The 20719-nt window shown below is 44.3% G+C and carries 18 protein-coding genes; 5 read left to right on the top strand and 13 right to left on the bottom strand.

All coding sequences use genetic code 11. From position 1 onward, the window contains the following. Window positions 1-477, bottom strand: a complete 477-nt coding sequence (locus AC6R16_RS16360; RefSeq protein ID WP_500675077.1) for a methylated-DNA--[protein]-cysteine S-methyltransferase — start codon at window positions 475-477, stop codon at window positions 1-3. After that, window positions 474-1838, bottom strand: a complete 1365-nt coding sequence (locus tag AC6R16_RS16355; RefSeq protein ID WP_500675076.1) for a DNA-3-methyladenine glycosylase 2 family protein — start codon at window positions 1836-1838, stop codon at window positions 474-476. The genes AC6R16_RS16360 and AC6R16_RS16355 overlap by 4 nt, the downstream gene beginning before the upstream one ends. A gap of 151 nt (window positions 1839-1989) precedes the next feature. Here AC6R16_RS16355 and AC6R16_RS16350 point away from each other — a divergent pair, with 151 nt between their 5' ends. Together AC6R16_RS16350 and AC6R16_RS16345 are read left to right on the top strand one after the other, a co-directional pair. Beyond that, window positions 1990-2193, top strand: coding sequence for a hypothetical protein (locus AC6R16_RS16350; protein ID WP_500675075.1), 204 nt, complete (start codon window positions 1990-1992; stop codon window positions 2191-2193). Between the two features lie 235 nt (window positions 2194-2428). Next, entirely contained in the window at window positions 2429-3007 is a 579-nt protein-coding gene (locus AC6R16_RS16345; RefSeq protein ID WP_500675074.1) for an FMN-dependent NADH-azoreductase, read from the top strand. Between the two features lie 89 nt (window positions 3008-3096). On the opposite strand, the gene AC6R16_RS16340 is transcribed toward AC6R16_RS16345, so the two are convergent. Further along, window positions 3097-3993, bottom strand: a complete 897-nt coding sequence (locus AC6R16_RS16340) for a LysR family transcriptional regulator (protein ID WP_500675073.1) — start codon at window positions 3991-3993, stop codon at window positions 3097-3099. Between the two features lie 463 nt (window positions 3994-4456). Between AC6R16_RS16340 and AC6R16_RS16335 the strand changes: the two genes are divergently transcribed. Continuing rightward, window positions 4457-4819: a MaoP family protein gene (locus tag AC6R16_RS16335; protein ID WP_500675072.1), complete on the top strand. Its 363-nt coding sequence runs from the start codon at window positions 4457-4459 to the stop codon at window positions 4817-4819. A gap of 86 nt (window positions 4820-4905) precedes the next feature. Here AC6R16_RS16335 and AC6R16_RS16330 read toward each other — a convergent pair whose 3' ends face one another. Together AC6R16_RS16330 and AC6R16_RS16325 are read right to left on the bottom strand one after the other, a co-directional pair. Then, window positions 4906-5754 (bottom strand): MalM family protein, encoded by an 849-nt coding sequence (locus AC6R16_RS16330; protein WP_500675071.1) that lies wholly within the window; start codon window positions 5752-5754, stop codon window positions 4906-4908. Window positions 5755-5841: 87 nt separating this feature from the next. Then, on the bottom strand, window positions 5842-7176 hold the full coding sequence (locus tag AC6R16_RS16325; RefSeq protein WP_500675070.1) for a carbohydrate porin: 1335 nt from the start codon (window positions 7174-7176) through the stop codon (window positions 5842-5844). A 446-nt stretch (window positions 7177-7622) separates the two neighbouring features. On the opposite strand from AC6R16_RS16325, the gene glgX reads away from it, so the two are divergent. Beyond that, the gene (gene glgX, locus AC6R16_RS16320; protein ID WP_500675069.1) at window positions 7623-9572 is read left to right on the top strand and encodes a glycogen debranching protein GlgX; all 1950 of its coding nucleotides are present in this window, start codon (window positions 7623-7625) and stop codon (window positions 9570-9572) included. 155 nt (window positions 9573-9727) lie between these two features. Continuing rightward, window positions 9728-11491 (top strand): sensor domain-containing diguanylate cyclase, encoded by a 1764-nt coding sequence (locus tag AC6R16_RS16315; RefSeq protein WP_500675068.1) that lies wholly within the window; start codon window positions 9728-9730, stop codon window positions 11489-11491. Between the two features lie 58 nt (window positions 11492-11549). On the opposite strand, the gene AC6R16_RS16310 is transcribed toward AC6R16_RS16315, so the two are convergent. The 8 genes from AC6R16_RS16310 to AC6R16_RS16275 form a co-directional block, all read right to left on the bottom strand. Further along, the gene (locus AC6R16_RS16310) at window positions 11550-13310 is read right to left on the bottom strand and encodes an exo-alpha-sialidase (protein WP_500675067.1); all 1761 of its coding nucleotides are present in this window, start codon (window positions 13308-13310) and stop codon (window positions 11550-11552) included. Between the two features lie 130 nt (window positions 13311-13440). Next, a complete protein-coding gene (locus tag AC6R16_RS16305) occupies window positions 13441-14532 on the bottom strand; it encodes a YjhT family mutarotase (protein WP_500675066.1) in 1092 nt (363 codons plus the stop codon). 11 nt (window positions 14533-14543) lie between these two features. Beyond that, window positions 14544-15701, bottom strand: a complete 1158-nt coding sequence (locus AC6R16_RS16300; RefSeq protein WP_500675065.1) for an N-acetylneuraminate epimerase — start codon at window positions 15699-15701, stop codon at window positions 14544-14546. Between the two features lie 224 nt (window positions 15702-15925). Next, a complete protein-coding gene (locus AC6R16_RS16295; RefSeq protein WP_486788715.1) occupies window positions 15926-16759 on the bottom strand; it encodes a MurR/RpiR family transcriptional regulator in 834 nt (277 codons plus the stop codon). Between the two features lie 126 nt (window positions 16760-16885). Beyond that, window positions 16886-17782: a dihydrodipicolinate synthase family protein gene (locus AC6R16_RS16290; RefSeq protein WP_500675064.1), complete on the bottom strand. Its 897-nt coding sequence runs from the start codon at window positions 17780-17782 to the stop codon at window positions 16886-16888. A gap of 27 nt (window positions 17783-17809) precedes the next feature. Continuing rightward, entirely contained in the window at window positions 17810-19093 is a 1284-nt protein-coding gene (gene siaM, locus AC6R16_RS16285) for a sialic acid TRAP transporter large permease SiaM (protein ID WP_500675063.1), read from the bottom strand. 2 nt (window positions 19094-19095) lie between these two features. Beyond that, complete coding sequence (locus AC6R16_RS16280) at window positions 19096-19605, bottom strand: TRAP transporter small permease (protein ID WP_500675062.1); 510 nt, start codon at window positions 19603-19605, stop codon at window positions 19096-19098. Between the two features lie 67 nt (window positions 19606-19672). Further along, on the bottom strand, window positions 19673-20638 hold the full coding sequence (locus tag AC6R16_RS16275) for a sialic acid TRAP transporter substrate-binding protein SiaP (RefSeq protein WP_171320164.1): 966 nt from the start codon (window positions 20636-20638) through the stop codon (window positions 19673-19675). Between the last annotated feature and the right edge of the window lie 81 nt (window positions 20639-20719).

Raw genomic sequence — 20719 nt, 5'->3', positions numbered from 1 at the left:
TTACTCCATTCGTTCTAGTTTCAAAAGCTTAGATTTTCTTTCTACGCCACCTGCGTATCCAGTGAGCTTGCCATTTTTGCCGATGACTCTATGGCAGGGCACAATCACCGAAACAGGATTCTTTCCATTGGCTAGCCCGACGGCCCTTACTGCTTTGGGGTTACCGATAGCGTTGGCCAAATCTTGATAGCTCCAAGTTTCACCGTATGGAATGGTCATCAGCGCCTTCCATACTTGCTGCTGAAACTCAGTTCCAACCGCCGAAATTGGTAAATCAAACTCCGTTCTATCGCCAGAAAAATACTCTTCTAACTGCTTGATTGCTTTAATAAGTATAGGATCATTTTCCGACAATTGACCTAACTCTTCAGGTTGTGTTGTCTGGATCTCAAACCAAACGCCAAGCAAGCCGTTCTCGTTGGCTTGTAGCGTTATTGTGCCTAATGGTGAAACATAGGTGGTGTAACGGTTGTTCATGCATGACTCCAGCAATGGAATGTTGCGTAGCTCCCCCATGGAGAAGCCGTCGCAGCCGATAACTTAGGGAAAAGATTGAGGGCTTTTCTCACCACTAAATCCCCCTCCAGAAAACAGTTTGGTTCAGACGCCCCTCGCAAACGTGCGTAGCTGACCGTCCAAGGCCCTACTCCTTTCAGCTCTAGCCAATGCTCTAGTGGAGCATCAAACTCATCAATCATATAGTGTGCAAAGCGCTTTAACGTATCTTTACGGCTTTGCGGCATACGTAGGAAGCTTAGGTCAGCCGCAGCAACTTCCAAAGGCGTAGGAAAATGCGTCACACAGTCAGCTTGTAGCGTGTTCACTAATAAGTTCAACTGACCAATCGCCGCTTTAATCGAAACTTGCTGACCAAGAATGGCTCGAACGCCCGCCTCCCATGTACTCCATACTCCAGGAATACGAATACCAGAGCATTTAACTAATTGAGGTTCTATATCGGATAGGTGCTGCTCGATCTGTAATATGTCACTGTCGAGATCAAACATACGCCTCAATTGATTAACCAAGTTTCTTAACAGCGACATATCATCGAGTTTAAACTCGACGCGCATAATACCGGTCTTAGGGTTGGAGATTGAGAACCACCCTGTTTGCCTCTCCAACTCAAAGTGCCTTTGATAGCTAGTATCAGTCACTGTTTCTAACCCTGAAATTGCTCTCAACCGGTAGAAGTCCAGCATATGCTGCCAATTCAGCGGACCGCGAAAAGCGAGATCAACATGATTAGATTCCGTTTGAATCGAACTACTTTTTCTTACTTGGGAGGGAGGCAACTTCATGACTTGTTTAAACGCATCATTAAAACGTCGCACACTATTAAACCCACTCGCCAGAGCAACATCTGTGATCGACAATTGACTGGTATGAAGCAGTTGCTTAGCAAACATCAGTTGATAATAAAGCGCATACTGCTTCGGTGACATACCAAGGTATTGATTGAAAAGCTTGCGCAGATAGCGATCACTAATTCCTAATCGCTCAGACAGCTCAACCAAAGAGGCATGATGCAGCGCACCCTGCTCTATAAGCTTAACCGCTCGTTGAAAGGTCACTTCCACCCCCTTCCACGCCCAAGAACTTGGCGCGCTATCTGGCCTGCAACGCAAACAAGGACGATAGCCGGCTTGCAGTGCTTGTGCCTTATCGAAGTAATATTCTACGTTCTCTTCTTTAGGTAGATTCGCTGGGCAAATAGGTCGGCAAAAGATGCCTGTCGTTTTAACTGCCACATAAAAGCGCCCATCAAAGCGGCTATCGCGGGCTATTCTAGCGTTATGACAATCTTTTTGTGTCAGAGTGACAAGGCCACTTTCCATGTGCTTTTCCGATATCGTTCAAACTGTTACCCAAAGTCTAAATCTTCACACAATAATTACTAGCCATTTTCGGAACTGTATCGAATTTGCCAACTGTTTTTCTTCTTCTAAAGTTATTAATGCAGACTAAAAAATAATAAGGAAGTTGGCTATGAACCTGCACTCTTGCACTATTGTGCTCAATGACGAGCTCACTATGACGTGTGACAATGTTGAACAAACTCTCGGCATCATCGATCAACACGGCACTACCAATATCCACCGCATCCTCATTGATGCTCATGATGGTCAATCCATTCAGAGCTATCACGAACTTAGTATCGAAGAATCGATTGAAAGTTTAATGAGTATGTAGACCCTTATTGACTAGGTGGTTTAGCGGTTGGTTCGCCACCTAGTCCAAAAAACCGTTATGCGGGAAAGCGACTGTAGATGTACTCAGCTTTCCTCTACTTCGACTCGTTCAAAAATTTTGAATATTACGCTCAAATATAAGTGGTTCCTCGAAAGTCAGCGTCTCCCTATACTCTTGTCATAAAGAAACAACAAGGTTTGAATGATTCGAACCTCTATAGATAAGAGATATAATTATGACCAATACACTTGTACTGAAATCCAGCATTTTGGGCCCTCACTCTCAATCAAACCAACTGATTGATCACGCACTTGAAGGTAAAACTGGCATTATTGAGCGTGACTTGGCTGCAAACCCTGTACCAGTACTGGATATGAGTGTTGCCACAGCGCTGCGTGGCGGAGACGATCTTTCGGACGAGCAACAAGCGGCACTTGCTCTTTCAGATCAATTGATTGAAGAGTTGAAAGCAGCAGATCAACTGGTTATCGCAGCACCGATGTACAACTTTATGGTCCCGACACAGCTAAAAAACTGGTTCGATATTATCGCCCGTGCAGGTGTGACTTTCACTTATACCGAAAATGGCCCTGTGGGTTTAATCGAAAACAAGAAAGCGATTGTTGTTACCACTCGTGGTGGTCTACACAAAGACTCTCCGCGTAACTCAATTGAAAGCTACGTCACCACTATGCTTGGCTTTATTGGTATTACAGAAGTTGAATTTGTCTACGCTGAAGCGCTTAATATGGGCGAAGAAACTGCTCAAGCTGCTCGTGAAGACGCGCTAAAACAACTAGTCAGCTTGTTTTAAGAGGCTCTTTCTTTAAAAGACTGAGGGTAATCAGATACTAAACGCCTCGCTAAAAGCGAGGCGTTTTTACATCTTGTTAAAGCCAAATACTATTCGTCATCTATTGGCAAATCTGCCATTTGTTGAAGACTGTACGCCGTTACCGGATCGATAGTTTTGACTAGCTCTTCCACTTGTTTAATCGCTTCAATCGATGTGCTCGCTTTACGATAGCTCAAATAGATTGGTCGATACCAATCTTCCACCCCTTCAACCTTATGTAGCTGACCAGAAGCAAGGAAAGGTTCAACTAACGAAGCAGGTAGGTAGGCACTGCCACCCTTTTCAAGGATAAAGTCCAATGCGATACGAGCGGTCGACGTGCGCAAGTAAGGCGCAGGGATCTTCGGATGACGCTCAGCGTGCTCTGAGGCGAATTTCGTTCCCCAATCCACATAGACATATTTGTCTTCAAACACCGATTCAAGCGAGTCTTGTTGTGTGGAGACTAAAATTAGGACTACATCAGCGACTTTTTTGCAGTTGAGTTCATCCGCTTTGATTTGATCAAAGGCAAACGCCATATCTAGGGTACGCTCTTGCAAACAACGAGAAAGCACTTCGCGCCCCATGATCTCAGCCATAAAGCCATAGCCCTCGAACTCGTCGGTAACCAAGCTCAAACAGTTTTGAAGATACGCATCCCAAACGCTAGGTGTACCACCTAAGGTTAGCTGTAGCGCCTTGCCACTTTCCAACGACAACTCTAGTTTCGCTTGCTGTAAGGTGCTGACCATAACCTCAGCGTAACCAATCAGTCTTTCGCCCGCAGAGGTAAGTTTGATGTTGTTACGATCACGAATAAACAGCTGGGTATCAAAATAACTTTCTAGCTGTTTGATTCGTGCGCTCACTGCAGCTTGGGTGATGTACAGGTTTTCAGCAGCTTTACCAAAATGCCTTACTTGCGCCAGTTCTAAAAACGTTCTAAAGACTTTTACGTCCATGGGATTTCCTCTACCGACAATCTTGAAAGTTAGGGTCTGTTGACCTTTTGAGCTGATTTTTGCAGCAGTTTGTGGGTTCTTTCTGCAAGGCAGAGGCTTTGAATTGTAGTTGCTCTACCTGATAAGCCGATAACACAGCAGAAAGGAGCCACAAACGCTGCCCGAAGGGTTCGGTTAAAAGCGTTCTACTCTTTGTTGAGAGGTGATTTGCTTAGAATGACTAGGCGACAAACCTCTCGCCGCGATTAAAACGCTTTTATCTCGAACAAAATTTAACCACAAAAGGTCAACAGACCCTAGCAAGAACGGTAATTTTTTATAATCTTCAAGTCACTAAAGTGTTATCTAAATTTAATAAAACTATTCGATAGTTAAGATAAAAATGTTTTGTTTTTCTTTTATGAATTTTACGCCTACTTTTCGCTCTAGTTCACCCATGTAGGTTTTTATAGAGGCTACCAAAATGTCAGACACTCAATTTCGTCATGGCAAAAAACGTTTTTACGACAACACTAAGTTTCCGCGCGGTTTCGCTAAGTCTGGGGATTTTACGCTCGCAGAAGAAGAAATCCTAACGCTTTATGGCGATACCATGCTTGGTCTTGAGTCTGGAGATCTGCAACCAGAAAATGCCGAAGAGAAACACTTCGTTAAAGTATTGGTACATCCAGGCAAAGCAAAGTCTAAGCTAGAGCGAGTGTGGTTAAAGTATGTTCAGCTAGCTCGTGGTCGTAGGCGCTTCCACACCCTTAACGGACGTACTAAGCCTGATGCGAGTAGCGTTGAAGATTACTCAGATGACGTGAGCTTAGTCGAAGAAGATTAACTCTAAATAAAAATGCCCCCAGTAATGGTTTAACCAATTAATGGGGGCATTTCAGTATCTAGGGCTTTATAACAAAAGCAGAGAGGTTATTTGGCGTTGACAGCCTTAATAAAGACCTCTTGCGCCCCTTCAACATTTAGCGCTTTGGCTTCATCAAGTAGGCTTAGTGCTTTATCTAGATTGTTTGACTTCACCGCGCTTTGAATCGCGTTGTGGTAGTATGCTTGTGTTTCTGGAATGGCTGTAACTGGTTCTATTCTACTCTTAACAATTTGCTTTTCTGGCTCAGGGGCAACTAGTGTCTTTTGGTTATAACCACTCAGAGTTATTGTTTCTACACTAAGAGAAAAATGTCCATTGTTAGATGCAAGATACGTTGGATCAGTCACGATTGGCATTGGTTCACCAGATTCCTGCGCACGTAATTTCGCTGGATGTGGAACAACGACTTTTTTACCTAACTCTGAAGTAGCAACATATACAACCATATATGGCGTGCTAACTGTGTCTACTTCAGCTGTTACTTCGTAACGATTCTTAGCGAAGGCATCTGAAAACTTTATATCAAACTCGCTATCATCAATAATCTTGATAACATTGAATTTTTCATCAAGAAGCTCTATGTGAGGGATTGCCACTTCTCCATCTAGCATCAAACTTCTAAGGCGTATTTCTACAGAGCCAGATTGCTGAGCGAATGTGAATGCTGAGAAATAGCTTTTTTCTTGCTCAAACTTCCCAACTGGTGACGAAGTATTAAGTTCAAAATCGAGCTCTTGATTTTGCTCTAATCGGAACCAAGGATAATTATTCGCTGATTCGCAGCAAATTTCTGTTTGTAGGGGTAAGGTATTTTGCTTAAGAGATAAATCATCGCTCGAAGCACAACCGATTAAACTCATGCCGGAGAGTAGCAAAGTTAGGTATTTTTTCATCTCTATATCCACTTCTTATAATATGAGTAAAGGCAGTCTTTCGACCGCCTTTTATTTGTAACAGTAAAATTAGCTTATGTAATCTAATTAAAACCAGATTTCAGCTTCAACACCAATTCGAGTTTCGTCACCTTTAGAATCTTTAGCCCAAGCGTAGTTGTCATCGCTAGACGTCATGTACGTTACGTATGGCTTGATTTGAGGGCGGCCCCAGTAATCTGCGTTAACAGTAAACACTGGTGCAAGTGTCGCTGTAACAAATGAAGTATCGTTCTTTTCACGACTCCAAGCTGAACCATCCGCTAGCATTTCACTTGCGTAGGTTAATACTGCTTCCATACGGAAGTTGTCGTTGATTTTATATGAAGGTGTCACACCGACGAATAGGCGTTGTACATCGTCTTGTCCCCAAACCTTACGATCATCTTTGTTATCAAGTGACCAGTAAACAAGTTCAGTACCTAGCTGTAGATTGTCTGTAATGTTAGCTACACCGTAAGAAGTCAAGAAGATAGAACGATCACTCTCATCCCAACCACCGTTCCAAGAACCAAAGTTTACGCCCTTAGTACCAGCTAGGCCTTCGCCATATGTCAATGCAGTAAGTGACCAACCATCAAAACCGTAGTAGCTAGTAGAGTAAGTTACAGATAAGCCAATACCGTCATCAGCAGCAGTCGTAGAAGAATCCACATTTGTTCTGCTCATATACTTAAGATCAAAGTCGAATTTGCCACCTAGACCTTCTACACCATACATATATAGATCAACAGACGTCATAGTCTTGCTGCTGCCGTTAGAGTCTAGGTTGTTTTGCTTACAGTTTACGGTAGCTCCACCAACAGTACAGTAGCCATCACCTGCATCAGCAGACACAACAGCCAAACCCATGTTATCGTGTTGAATACCACCACCTAAACCTGAAGATTGCTTCCAGTACTCTTTAGTAATGATGCCTGCTTGACGGTTTAGGTAACGTTGACCAGCCCAAATGCTAGTTCCTTCAGCGAAGAACGACAAATCACCAAGTTCTACATAGGCTTCTTTAAACTCAAGCTGGCCAGACTGAAGGTGACCTTCGTTACCACCTGAAGATGTGTAGAAGCCACGACCATTACCACCTTCATGGTTGCCGTATTCTGTCTTAAGAACATATTTAGACCATGAACCGTTGTCGTAGTTATCTCCACGAGTTACTGTAAATTCGACTTGGTTTGGATTGCCTGAAAACGCAGCGCCCGCAGCTCGGTAATCACGACGGTGTGCCCAAGTTTCAGTTGTGTCTAGCGACTGTCCTACATTGTAAAGAAGGTGACCGTAACCGTTTACTTGCCAACCTTGATTCACTTTATCTTCCGCTAACGCAGAACCAGCAGCTAAGGTGGTTACCACTGCAGCAGCAATTACACTTACTTTTTTCATTTTTAACTCCATTTAGGGTTCTTATATTTTTTCTTGTCTCTTCCTGAGATGACTTATAAAGGCAGTAAACAAGTAGACTCAAAAAGAGAGGTAAGACGGGATACTGGCTAAGCCGTTAACCCCATTTGCTTCAACTGCAGCAAGGTTACCTAGGGAGGAGAAAAATCGACTCATCCAGATGAGAAATAGTTAGGGGGGATGAGAAAGGATGAGAAATCATACCGCACAATATTTTTATGTATTGAGTCACAAAAATTGGGCTGAGAAATAATGTTGTTAGAAAATTAGCCAGTTCAAAACGTAACCTAGCTCACTATTTAACGCTTAATCATCATAATTCTGAAATAAAATTACATTTATAATTTTGTCGTAAGGCGCTTGACCAATCTCCTTCAAAACTATTTACTTAAGATTCAACAATAAATAAATACAGTAAAGTAGTGATCATGACGTGCTCCCGTCCATACCCTTTAGGCGCAACACCAGATAATAAAGGGTGTAACTTTTCTATATATTCTCCTAATGCAGACGATATCCAGTTGGCGTTATTTAATGACAACGGTGAGTTTAAAACCTACCCATTAACCAACGAATACGCTGGAATTAAGTTTACCTATATTGAAAATATCTCAGTTGGGCAAAAATACGGATACATAGTTAAGCAAGGTGATAAACCGCATTTGATTTCAGATCCATACGCCAAAGCGATAGAAAAGCCGCTCCACTATTGCATGCCTTTTAATTCTGAAAAGAGTTTTCAACTGGCTAAGTGCGTTGTGGTTGAAGATACATTTGACTGGCAAGGCATCGCTAAACCTAACCGCCCTCGTGAAGAGATGGTGCTATTTGAAACCCATGTGAAAGGCGTCAGTAAGCTGAATTCTGCAGTCCCTGTTGAACAACGTGGTGGCTATCTTGGTTTGGTCAGTGAAGCCATGCTCAGTTTCTACAAGCAGCAGAATATCAATACGCTACAACTACTGCCTGTCGCCGCATGTATGCACGAGCCTCATCTGTTGAAGATGGATAAGGTAAACTACTGGGGCTACAACCCATATCTATTTATGGTTCCTGATCCGCGCTATGCAGCCGAAGACGCTGTCACTGAGTTAAAGACGGCAATACGAGAATTGCATCGCAATGGAATCGAAGTCATTCTTGATGTGGTATACAACCATACGGCTGAAGGGGGAGCTGAAGGTCCTGACTTTAACCTAAAGGCTCTCGACGATCGTTATTATTTCAAGCATGGCGATCAATACGCCAACTTTACCGGTTGCGGCAACACGGTTGACCTCTCCTATCAACCTGCTATGAACCTCGTCATGGACACGCTGAGGTACTGGGCAAATGAGTTCCAAGTCGATGGATTCCGCTTTGACTTAGCCGCCACGCTTGGTCGTAATGGCGAGCACTTCAGCCCAGATTCCGCCTTCTTCAAAGCGGTTGCTCAAGATCCAATCCTACGTGAAGTCAAATTGATCGCAGAACCATGGGACATCGGCCCAAATGGCTACCAAGTTGGAAACTTCCCGTTTGGGTGGAATGAATGTAATGATCGACTGCGTGATATTACCCGCAGCTTCTGGCGTGGTGACCAAGGTTTCTTAAAAGAGTTTGCCACACGCATTATGGGCTCACGTGACCTCTATAGTGCAGCCAATTGGCCTTACAAGCTCACCGTTAACTACATTACCTATCACGATGGTTTTTGTATGCAGGATCTTGTGTCATACAAGCATAAGCATAATGAAGCCAACGGCGAGCAGAACCGAGATGGGCACGGTGACAACCGTTCAGACAACTACGGCATAGAAGGCGAAACAGAAAATCCAGCCATCATTGAGCTACGAGAAAAGCAAAAACGTAACTTTATGGCGAGTTTATTGTTTGCGTTCGGTATTCCTCATATTCTTACCGCAGATGTGCTCTCTCACACCCAAAAAGGCAACAACAATGCTTATTGCCAAGATAATGAAACAAGCTGGTTAAACTGGCAGCCTTCAGAAAACAAAACAAAGTTTAAGTCGTGGCTGGCAGATATGGTCGCAGCCAGACAAAAGTATATGGTGCCATTTATTCGCGCGTTCAGTGGTGAAAAGCGCAATGACAACCGTATATACTGGCGACGACTTGATGGAAGCTTTATGGAGCACGACGATTGGAATCGCCTTAGCTCCGTTGCTTTGCATTTAGGAATAGGTGAAAGCGGAGATGAGCTGTTCTACTGCATTAACCAAACCAACGCACCAGCTCGTTTTACTCTGCCTGAAAACGACAAAGCAGAGTGGACTATGATCTGTAATACAGACACCCACGAACTACATCAAACCATCGATCATAAACAAGTATTGGTGTCACCTCGTTCAGTTGCAATCTTTTTTGCTCGCTCTTAACTTCACAATAATGAGCAGTATAGTGACATGCTGCTCATTTTTAACTCAGCATTTAGATATAACCTAGACTTATATTCATTGATGTGCCTGTGAAATCCATTTAATATACGCCGCAAAATAATTGTACCTTCCCCATTATTATCAGTTGGCACATCATGGCGTTACCAAAATTTCTTCTTCGAACGCTCAGACCGTACGCAATTCTCTTAGTTGTAGGTATCATCTACGCGGCATATCATCAATTTCAGAAATCCGAAAAAAACGCGTACTCTCAATCATTTGCAAATTTAAAAACCGCTTCAAGCCTAATATCGTCTCAAGTTGAAGCGGCAATCAGTAAACTCTATATACTGGATGATGCGGCTTCCGTCAGTGAGTTTGATACCACTGCAAAGCGAATTCTCGAACATACACCTTCGTACATAGACATCATTTCCGTAAGTCACGAAACAGGCCAATTCCGTTCAAGTGTATTCGCACCAACAATTTCAGAGCGATCCACACAACTTGTTTGGCACCCGCTCGACCAAGTTTCTCCTCATATTTATGTTTCCTCGATATACGAAAAGCAACCAAGAAAATGGGTCTTTGCAGTTAAGTTTATTCAACGAAACAACGATGAAATATGGATAGAATTTGACCTTAAATCTACTACACAAAGTTTGTTAGGTCTTCGCACTTTAGACAGTGGCTATTTGTTTGTAGTGGACAACACCAATGGACGACTAGTTTTTCATCCTACCCCACACCGTATCGGCACAAAATCGATCAGTTACCGGGCGGGAATTGATGAGAAAATTGATAGCGGACACCTCTTCGGCAAACACGAGTACTTTTACAAAGGTCACCTCAAGCTATCGGTGTTTGACGGCAACAACCCATACAACTGGATTTTCATTGCCGGAACAAATCGCTCCGATGTCCTTGCCGCTACGCATCAATTTGCCTTAACGGCCGTTGTTATTATTTCTCTGTTGTTGCTCGCGATCATAGTGAACTATCTTATTTATCAGCTAAATAGACATCTAGCGGAACTCAACACCAAGGTCGAACTGGCAGATTTCAAACACTGCTTACGCGATATTTTGAATCGATTTTGCGACAACAAAGGCATTCAGATTTGTTTCTATGATGCTGACTATGAGCACTTTACGACGATTGATTATCATGGAAATAGCCATATTGTTTTGCACGATAGTGAACTGGCCAAGCGTTTCACTCCGAGCTCGATGAGCTACAAAGGTCGCCGCTACGTTGATCCTTTAGCCAAACGTTTACAAATCAACTCACGCCACTACACTCTGCCGCTATTTGATCGAGAAAACTTAATCAGTGTCATCTATATCAAAGCAACCTTTCCTGGCTTTCATAGTGTGTTAAGGATGATCCGAGACTACTCTGAAGTCGCGTTATCTAACCTCTTGATTCATAAAAGACTGCACAGTAAAGATGTCATGACACACCTTGACAATAAGCTCACTCTTCGCGAACAAATGGAATCACACATCAACGGTGAGCATATTTACATGGCTATGCTAGATATTGACCATTTTAGGCGTATCAATGACCAGCACGGACATTTGTGTGGAGACCAAGTAATCATACAAACCGCAGAGCTGATGAAAAAATGTTTCCCAAAACCTAATGCTCTCAGCCTTGCCCGATACAGCGGAGAAGAGTTCTCCCTTCTATTTAGAGCCAACGATGAGAACGATGCCTATGAACAATGTGAGCTTTTACGTTACATGGTAGAACAATCTAAAGTCGTGTTTGATGATGTTCCGGTGAAGTACTCAATCAGTATTGGGATCACGTCTATGAAAGGAAACCAAAACATGACCATAGGTCGCGCAGACAAAGCGCTCTATCAAGCCAAAGGGCTCGGTAGAAACCAGGTGGTGTTAAACACCTTTGACTAATTGAGAAAGGGAAGTGGCTGAAGTCACTTCCCTTTTTTAACAATAGTCTTCAATAAGCTTAATTGATATTGTCGATGTCTATCACCATAAACCGAATTTGCGTGCTTGATGTTGCCTCGTAGATAACACCCACATCTTCATTACCCAACACACCTTTGTCTTGAAGTTTGATAAGGTCTGAATATGCGCTATAACCGTCTCTAAATTGCGTTCTTTGGGTGAAGTTATAGTTGCCTGCACCATCTTCTACAGCGCTCCAAATAGCCAGATCGTTTCGATCGGAACTCACGGCTGAATTGCCCTGTGGTCCAGACATCAAGACTCGGTTGTTTCCGTAACCTAGTAGACCGATGTCAACTTGATCCAGTTTGAAGAACAAAGCTCCATTTACCGAATTGCGCTCTTCATTAACCATTGTCCAATTTTGTCCTTGGTCGTGACTAATAAAATGGTAGCGATTGAAGTTGCCAACGCCTGTTACACCATCATTTCGAGCCGACATCAAAATCCTACCGTCGTTCAGCTCAACCATATCAGCTTCACTCGGCTCGAGGGCATAAGTGGGAGTTTGATTACCTGCGTGCCAAGTCACGCCATGATCATCACTGTAGATTGAAACAACCGACAGTTGAGAAAACGCATCCAGAACAATAGCTGGGAAAATCAACCGCCCATTGCTAAGTTGAATACCCTGCCCTGGGCCTGCATTGATACTTTTCCACCCCGGATCGCCTTTGCCATTGAACGCGCTAGTTTTGCTCCAACCTTGTTCCGCCGGATGCTTGATCACTGAACCATTGACCCTTTTCATCAAACTTGCATCAAAATAGTATTGCTGAGTATCGTCAATCGAAAACCCAACACTATGGTAAGCAGAAGCCCCTTTTGTCGATGAACAGCCATTGCCCCAAGTCACTGTTTTACTCGAGTGACTCTGCCCAGACCAATTAGAAGCCACTAAGGTTCCATCCACGTAAAAACTAGCACTATTGCCCGTGCCCACAATTTGATAATCATGGTAACCAGAGATATCAAAATTCATTGGATACTCAAGGTTTCCATTATCTGAATAGAGGACTGCCTTGACTGTTTTATCTGGGTTCACATGCAAATCAGCGAGAAAGCGTTTATTACCGTTTCCATAATATTGAACATTGCATGATCCTTCCGCCACCCTCGAGTTCCAACTTAGGCTCCACCCTTCATTGCTCGCTTGAGTAATTTGTGCGGCTGATGGTGTCACAGACCAAGTCGCGCGTCCTGCGGTTCCATTAGTCCCATTTGCCATCCAGTTAATGTCTTTGACTTGGTCAAGAACATCAGTGGCAGCAGACCACGTTTGGCCGTTGTCATCGCTCGTTCGGTAAAATAGCTTATGCTGAGGGTCATCAAAAGGAACGCAGCTACCATTTTGCGCACAATTGTTGTCCCACTTGGTATAGAACACAAACATTCTCCCAGTGGATTTATCAACAAATGGGCGGGGATCGGAATACGCTTCATTCGCGACTTCATGGATAACTTGATAATCACTCCAAGTCACACCGTTGTCTACTGAACGCCGGCTTTTGATGCTTGTTGGGTAGCCACTTCCAGGATCCTTACTTGAAGCGCGTCCTTCTGCGAACGCGACCAGTGAACCGTCTTGAGCGACCACAATCGATGGAATGCGGTAGTGGCTACTGCCACCTTCTCCACCTTGAAACACCACCACATCCCTAACATTGGGAGCGACAGCATAAGCATTCATCGAAGCCGTCAAGACACCAAGTGTTAGTAGTCCTGATACAACTAAACTCTTTTTGTCAATTTGTTCCATCAATAATAGTCCTCATTCGTTTGTGATAACCGACCTGCAATTCAATAGGAAGTAAAAGGTGTAAAAGCCCTCTACACTATGATTTCACAGTGCAGGGGAGAATTGCTTAGTCTTGTACAGAGAGTTTTAGCTAGCTATTTATAGGGGGAAATAACGTCCGCCAACTAAGGGTGTAACATCGAGCTTGCGCGTCTCCTTTACTGTCTTCACCTCCTAACAGATACATTGTATTGTTGTGAGAAATCGACACGCCATACGCAGTTCCATGAGGAAGCTGCATAACTTGGTGCCATGTCGTGCCATCGAATTGCCAAACTTTGTTATCGTAATGCTTGGTCAATCCTTGATGGCTATACCACTGCCCTTTCTGGAATTTGTTCTGGCTGCCAATAAAGTAAGCGCCGCCAGCCACAATGATTTGTTTTTCAACTTGCCCTGCAAAATGACCTGCCAATCCCTCATGGCTAGTATCAACATTACAAATCGAAGGGAGTAAGCGGCTTTTGGTCATATCGCCGTTGTCGAACTCAAAAACCTTGCTCTCCAAGCTGCGTAAGCCCGGCTTAATCTCTCCTTCAATTAAGGTGACCGTATTGTTTTGCTGAATAATGCCAGCGCCACAATTGGCAAGATAAGGATTCAGGCCAACCTCAGACCATGTTTCATTGGCGCAATCAAATAGCCAAATAGTTTGATTCCAACCGTAGTCCTGCGTCGGCCCAGACATAAACTTGGTTAAGGTTGCCTGATGTTTTTCTGGTTGCTGAACTGGGTCAATTTGTGAAATTTCAGCGACAAAACGATCAAAGGTCTCTTTACTGTAGCCGCCAAAGCAGATCAGTTTACCTATCTCGATCTGGCACATCGACGCTCCCAGTAAACCCACAGGAATATGAGTCTCGATGGATTGCCAACGATTACGCTTAGCGTCAAAGACGTAGCTATCCTCTAAAACAATTGGCGTAGTACTATTTTCAGGTTGGCCTGCCCCAGAAAATACATAGAGCTTGTCATCACACACTGAGAATGCCGCATCATTACGCGTAGTACCCGGAAACTCAGACGCCCTCTGCCACCCTTTTATTGGCGCATCCAAATCATAGAAAAATAGGCGCGTCCCTGCGCTCCCTAAACCGACGTAGAGTTTGTTACCAATCACTCCCCCAACGCCGTTTTTCACCCCAATTGGCAAAGGTGGAAAAGAACTAATCACTAATGACATGCTCTGAGCCCTTAGTCCGTAACATCAACGGTTGTGCCATTCCACGCTAGCATGTAGACCTTTTTGCTAGCACTGCGATCACTTTTCTCGCCCCCAGCGATGAGTACACCTTGAGCGGTGGAATAAGAGGTTCCATAAGCCAAACCTTGTGGAAGACCATTAACTTGCTTCCACAATCCCTGTTGCTGAACATACATTTCTGGATTAAATGCCTTGCTATAGCCGTCGTGTGCAAACATTTTCCCACTCTCGAAAGCGGATTTCGCACCATGGAAGTTCGCTCCACCTGCGACAATGACCACGCCATTGCTTTCACCGGCAAAAGCACCCGCGACACCTTCTTGAACACTCCCCTCAGTAGGTGCGGGTAATGCATGCTGGCTTTGCCAAGGTTGTGCTTGACCAAATTGGTACGTTTTCACTTCAGACGTTCTGAGCCCTGGCTTTATCTCACCGCTAATCAATACAGCCTTGTCACCTTCCGCCACTAATGCGCTGCCACAATTGGGTAAATATGGCGATAAACCAAGATCGCTCCAAGTTCCCGTCTCTGGCTTATAGCTCAACACATGTCGATTCCATTTATAATCCTCTGGCTTCATCCCCATGTAATCATCAACAATCTTTAGCCATGCTTCAGGCTCAGCTTGTTTGTCAGTGGTAAGAACGTCATGGAGATATCGATCAAAGTACTGTTTGTTGTACCCGCCAAAGAAAACAACTTGCTTGCCATCTGGCGAGTAAGACGCCGCACCGAGTAAGCCAACGGGTGAAGTGGTATTGGCTTGTGCCCAAATATTGGTTTCGAGGTTATATCGATAAACAGTATCAAATAGAATCGGCGCAGCATCCGTCGACTTCATCTTTCCTGAACCGCCAAATACATATATTTCATTACCGATAACCGATGCGGTTGCTCCGCTTCGCGATGGAGCGATAAATTCAGCTCTCTTTTGCCAACCTTTGTCGAGATTGCTTAGGTCAAGCATATAGAAATCTTGACCGGCTGAACCTAGGCCAACAAACACTTTATCGCCGACTTGAGCGCCGATTCCGCTTTTAATTCCTACCGGTAAATCTGGCCATTGATTCGCGCCAAACGCATTAAGACTTAACACCAGAGAAGCAGCAAGCAAAGGTGCATAAAGTCGTTTAGTTTTGTTCATCATTATTGTTATTTCCTTATTGGATGGCCGTGAACAATCACGGACTCCTATTGGCTCAGGTGGTTCTTTACCCACCTTTATTGTTTAAATTTCATACTAATTATTGATCAATGAAAAAATATTTCTTTGATCAACTTAACAATAAAAAATATTTTCACCAATAAATAAAAGAAAAGCTCACCAACTAGGCGAGCTTTAAATAAAGAATTAAATCAATGTGATAAGAACTACTTCATTAATGGAAGCACGACTTCCGCCGTTTCCATTACTGACTCAGAATACTCCGGATAGGTATCTAGCAAGGTGTTGATTAATGCATCGACCAGCAGTAGTGCGCCAACTTTAGAAGCGAATGCACCGCCTGTTAAAGGCCCTTCTGGTCGCGCTGCAACCAAAAGCTCATCTGAAATAGCCGACAATGGACTATGACTTATGTTGGTCAAAGATACCACGGGCACTCCTCGGCGATGTGCCTGTGATGCCGCGTGAATAACCTCTTTGGTGGAGCCTGAACTCGACACCGAAAACCACAGATCGCCCGCATCGCTTCGACCCGCACTCATCGCAGCCAAATGGGTATCTTCATACATAATCGCTTTTTTGCCGATACGTACTAAACGATACGCTAAATAACGTCCGACAATACTGGATGCTCCTACCCCAACACAGCCAATAAACTGTGCCTGATGAACTAACTCGCAAATTCGCGTAAGAGACTTTCTGTCGATAAGCTTGGCAGTATCTTGGAGACTATCAACCGCGCTCTGCGCAGATATATCACAGATATCACCTTCTAACTTAGGCTGATTTTGGCTAGCCGTTTGGCTCAAATCTACCGCCAACGCCATTCGAAAGTCAGAGTAGCCTTTGTAACCCATATCACGACACAGGCGCACAACAGTCGCCTCGCTGGTTTGGGTATTACGAGCAAGATCCGTAATAGTCTGGAACTGGACGTCATGTGCATTCTCAAGCACATAATCCGCTACCAAGCGTAACTTTTTACTTAAGGGCTCGATATTAGAACGTAAACGAACCATTAGATTTTTAGGCGTACTCACTAGGGCCTCATTAGATTGGTTTGGCTAAACTAAAAGTATCAAAGACCTACGAATATTGACACTACCTCAACACGATTTCATCGCAAAATCCTAAAAGAGGGGAGGAAGCCTCCCCTCTCGCTCGCATTATAATGACATAAAGCCCGCGTCACGCAGTTTAGCGAGCACATCCGCTTTCTGCTTGTCACTCAGAGAGCGAATCGGCTGACGAGGATTACCCGCATCAATGCCATGCAACTGCATGGCGACTTTGCCTGCCGCTACGCCGCCATATTCAACTAAGACGCGAATAATCGCGATCACTTTGTCCATTAGCGACGCAACCTCATCGTGCTTACCTTGGTTAAATGCTTCGATGATCTTCAAGTACAAAGGCGCAGCATAGTTGTAAGTACTGCCAACGGCACCTACCGCACCCACCGCCAAACCAGCAGGGAGAAACTCATCGACACCAAAAGGTATATCGAATTTGCCTCTCGCTACTCGCACACAGCGCTGATATTCGTAGAGATCAGCGTTATTAAATTTCGCGCCCGATAAGTTAGGAATGCGCGCTTCACCTTGAACCAGGAACTGTTCAAGATCGAGGTTTACTCCAGACATGCCAGAATGGTAGTAGTAAAAGCCCTTCGATGGTGCAGCCGCAGCCACTTGCGCGCAGTACTCAACCAGATCTTCAACACTACCCGGCTTAAAAAAGCATGGACCAATTGCTGAGGTCGCTAAAATATCCAACGTCTCAGCGTGTTCAGTAAGGTTAATGGTATCAACAATACTCAATGCACCTGTATGGAGAATCAAATCCAACTTACCATCGGCGGCTTTAACCCAACATTCAGCGATCGCTCTACGCTCCTCTACACTACAGTGGATCCCTTCCCCTGTCGTCCCACATACGTAAGCGCCTTTCACGCCTTGATCAATTAACAGCTCCGCAATTTGATCAATAGCAGCAAAGTTTACCTTCTTGTCCGCAGTAAAAGGAGTATGAGGCGCTGCAATAAGACCTGTCAGTTTTTTCATCTTAAATACCTTAAATATTATTCGTTATTACTGCCCGTAACCAAGGAAAATTTCCGGTAACAGCAGCGTAAATTGAGGGAAGACAGCAACAAGTACCAATACGATGAATAACGGCACCAAAAGTGGAATCACACCACGAGTCAACGTGTGGAATGGAATATCACCAACACGTGAGACAACGTACAGAGCCATTCCCATTGGCGGGGTTAGAATACCGATCATCAGGTTCAGGATTGCCATGACACCGAAGTGAACAGGATCAATTCCCACCGCACCGGCAACGGGCACTAAAAATGGAACCAATAGCAGTAGCAGAGCAAGCGACTCAATAAACGTCCCTAGGAAAAGAAGCAGTAAGTTGATAAGCAGCAACAGCACGAGTGGGTTATCACTAATGGTCAAGAAGTAATCCGCTAGCATTTGCGGCAGTTGCTCACGAGCAACAATCCATCCAAACACAGTGACGCCCATTACCATTAGCGCAACCACAGCAGTGGTGTTCACTGTCTCTTTCAAAATTTCAACAAAGCCGCCGAAAGTCAGCTGTTTGTAGACCACAGTTCCTAAGAACAACGCATACAGAGAAGAAACAACCGCCGCTTCTGTCGGAGTGAACTTACCGGAAAAGATCCCACCGATAATGATCACAGGAGTCAGCAGAGACAAAAACGCTTCTTTAAAGGATTTGAACTGATCACGACGCGAAGCACGAGGCAGCGTCATGTAACCACGTTTCTTACAAATGAAGTAGCTCATTGTCATCAACGCAACACAACACAAAATGCCCGGAATTGCCCCAGCAAGGAAAAGGGCGCCGATGGACGTATTTGACACTACTCCGTAGATGACTAGAGGAACCGAAGGGGGAACTAAGGGACCAATGATACAAGAAGCAGCCGTCAAACCACCGGCAAAATCATCGTGATACTTTGCATCACGCATCGACTTAATTTCAAGTTGCCCAAGACCACCAGCATCCGCCAACGCAGAGCCCGACATACCTGAGAACAGTAAGCTCGCCATAATGTTTACGTGACCTAGGCTGCCGGTAATATGGCCAACCATCGATTTTGCGAAATTAAAGATACGTTCTGTAATACCTGCGCTATTCATTAAATGCCCAGTTAAAACAAAAAACGGCACCGCAAGTAGTGTAAAGTTATCAATGCCGCCCAGCATCTGCTGAGCTGCGAAGTTGATGCCTGTGCTGTTGGTTAGCACCAAAAAGACTAAAGCAACAAAAATCAGTGAAAAGCCGACTGGCATACCTGCAAACAGCAGCGCTAACCAGCCAAAGATTGAACCTGCCATAACTACCTCTCAGCCACCTGTGAATCCATCGAAGATGCCAACTTATTGCCATTGTGAAGCTGCTTCGCAATGCCCCACATTTTTTCTGCCTGTCTAAACACCATAAATACCCCGCCAAGAGGCAGGCTGTAGTTCATCCAACTACTTGAGACACCTAAGGTAATCAGCTCAAAGAAAGCGGTACGCTGCACGTGTTGATAACCTAAATAGATAATTGCCATGATCGAAACTAAAACGGCCAACTCAAGCGAAAGCACCAAACATAGGCGTATCTTTTCAGGCAGTTTGTCCGAGAAAAAGGTGATATTGACGTGTGTGCTGCGCTTAATCGCAATGGCACACCCGATTAACGACATATACATAAACAGAACTCGGGCGAGTTCTTCACTCCAAAGGGAAGGATCATTCAGTAGCCAGCGGGTACCAATTTGCCAAGTCAGCACCACTAGCAGCGCCGCCATTAACGGCACAGTAATGATCTCTTCAATATTATTTATAATCTTACGTAACATCTTGAGCTCCATGGCTGGTCAAAAATGACCAGCCTGAATAGTAGAAATTAGCGTCAGCTAACTCCCCTTACATTGCTGCCAGCTTTTTAACGATAGGCTCGCCAATCTTGTCTTCAAACTCGGCGTACAGTGGCTGCATCGCTTCACGGAATGGCGCTAAGTCTGGATAAGTCACATTCACTCCCTCTTTTTCAAAGAAAGAGATCAGCTCAGCTTCTTGTTTTTTCACTGATGCGGTATGAGCTGCGCCTGCCTTCGCTACGGCTTTTTGCACAATCTCTTTGTCCGCATCCGACAGCTTTTGCCACGTTGACTCAGAAATGATCACCATCTGATCGTTAACAATGTGATTAGTCATTGCGAGGTTGCCTTGAACCTCATAGAACTTCATTGTTTTAATCGTTGGTAGTGGATTTTCTTGACCATCAACCGCATTGGTTTGCAGTGCTAGATAAACTTCAGAGAAAGCCATCGGTGTTGGCGATGCGCCTGAAAGTTTTGCGTAGTTTAGGTTTGGTTTAGCGTTTGGAACACGAAGCTTAAGACCTTTAAAGTCTGAGATGTTATTAAGAGGGCGGTTAGAGGTCGTTTCACGAGTACCATTGTACCAAGTATCGAGTGCTCGCCAGTTAAACTTAGTCAGCATCTCTTGACGGATACCTTGACCAAATTCTGAATCAAACATACGACGCAAGTGTTCATAGTCACGTGCCACATACGGCAGAGTGACCGCTTCAGCGCGCGGAATCCAAAGTCCCATGCGGCCAAACTCAGCATAAGTGATATCGAGATCGCCCATGCTTAACTGCTGCAGCATCGCGCGGTCATCGCCTAGCTGAGCACTAGGGTAAAGAGAGAGTTTTATTTCTCCATTACTCATCTCTTCTAGTGTATCAGCCAGTAGTTTGGCAGATGTGTACTCAACAGAACCCACGGATGCCTGCATCCCCATTTTTAGTGTCGTTGCTGCGTGAACCGACGCAGCACACCCGAGAGTCAGCATAGCGAGAGTAATAGTGTTGATGGCTTTCATATTGTTCCCTTTTATTCGATTTATATCTTGTTTCACCGATTTCAAAAAAAACTTTTATTTTGTTTGAAAAAAATCTTCGTT

Source organism: Vibrio sp. R10-SG3-ISO10 (assembly GCF_059834185.1).
This window is presented reverse-complemented; position numbering and strand designations above follow the sequence as displayed.

Bases quoted from the DNA above. Each gene is read 5' to 3' on its own strand.
- AC6R16_RS16355 (WP_500675076.1), bottom strand. From the start codon at position 1,838: ATGGAAAGTGGCCTTGTCACTCTGACACAAAAAGATTGTCATAACGCT.
- AC6R16_RS16325 (WP_500675070.1), bottom strand. From the start codon at position 7,176: ATGAAAAAAGTAAGTGTAATTGCTGCTGCAGTGGTAACCACCTTAGCT.
- AC6R16_RS16315 (WP_500675068.1), top strand. From the start codon at position 9,728: ATGGCGTTACCAAAATTTCTTCTTCGAACGCTCAGACCGTACGCAATT.
- AC6R16_RS16275 (WP_171320164.1), bottom strand. From the start codon at position 20,638: ATGAAAGCCATCAACACTATTACTCTCGCTATGCTGACTCTCGGGTGT.
- AC6R16_RS16330 (WP_500675071.1), bottom strand. From the start codon at position 5,754: ATGAAAAAATACCTAACTTTGCTACTCTCCGGCATGAGTTTAATCGGT.
- AC6R16_RS16280 (WP_500675062.1), bottom strand. From the start codon at position 19,605: ATGTTACGTAAGATTATAAATAATATTGAAGAGATCATTACTGTGCCG.
- AC6R16_RS16360 (WP_500675077.1), bottom strand. From the start codon at position 477: ATGAACAACCGTTACACCACCTATGTTTCACCATTAGGCACAATAACG.
- AC6R16_RS16345 (WP_500675074.1), top strand. From the start codon at position 2,429: ATGACCAATACACTTGTACTGAAATCCAGCATTTTGGGCCCTCACTCT.
- glgX (WP_500675069.1), top strand. From the start codon at position 7,623: ATGACGTGCTCCCGTCCATACCCTTTAGGCGCAACACCAGATAATAAA.
- AC6R16_RS16350 (WP_500675075.1), top strand. From the start codon at position 1,990: ATGAACCTGCACTCTTGCACTATTGTGCTCAATGACGAGCTCACTATG.
- AC6R16_RS16305 (WP_500675066.1), bottom strand. From the start codon at position 14,532: ATGTCATTAGTGATTAGTTCTTTTCCACCTTTGCCAATTGGGGTGAAA.
- siaM (WP_500675063.1), bottom strand. From the start codon at position 19,093: ATGGCAGGTTCAATCTTTGGCTGGTTAGCGCTGCTGTTTGCAGGTATG.
- AC6R16_RS16290 (WP_500675064.1), bottom strand. From the start codon at position 17,782: ATGAAAAAACTGACAGGTCTTATTGCAGCGCCTCATACTCCTTTTACT.
- AC6R16_RS16310 (WP_500675067.1), bottom strand. From the start codon at position 13,310: ATGGAACAAATTGACAAAAAGAGTTTAGTTGTATCAGGACTACTAACA.
- AC6R16_RS16335 (WP_500675072.1), top strand. From the start codon at position 4,457: ATGTCAGACACTCAATTTCGTCATGGCAAAAAACGTTTTTACGACAAC.
- AC6R16_RS16300 (WP_500675065.1), bottom strand. From the start codon at position 15,701: ATGATGAACAAAACTAAACGACTTTATGCACCTTTGCTTGCTGCTTCT.
- AC6R16_RS16340 (WP_500675073.1), bottom strand. From the start codon at position 3,993: ATGGACGTAAAAGTCTTTAGAACGTTTTTAGAACTGGCGCAAGTAAGG.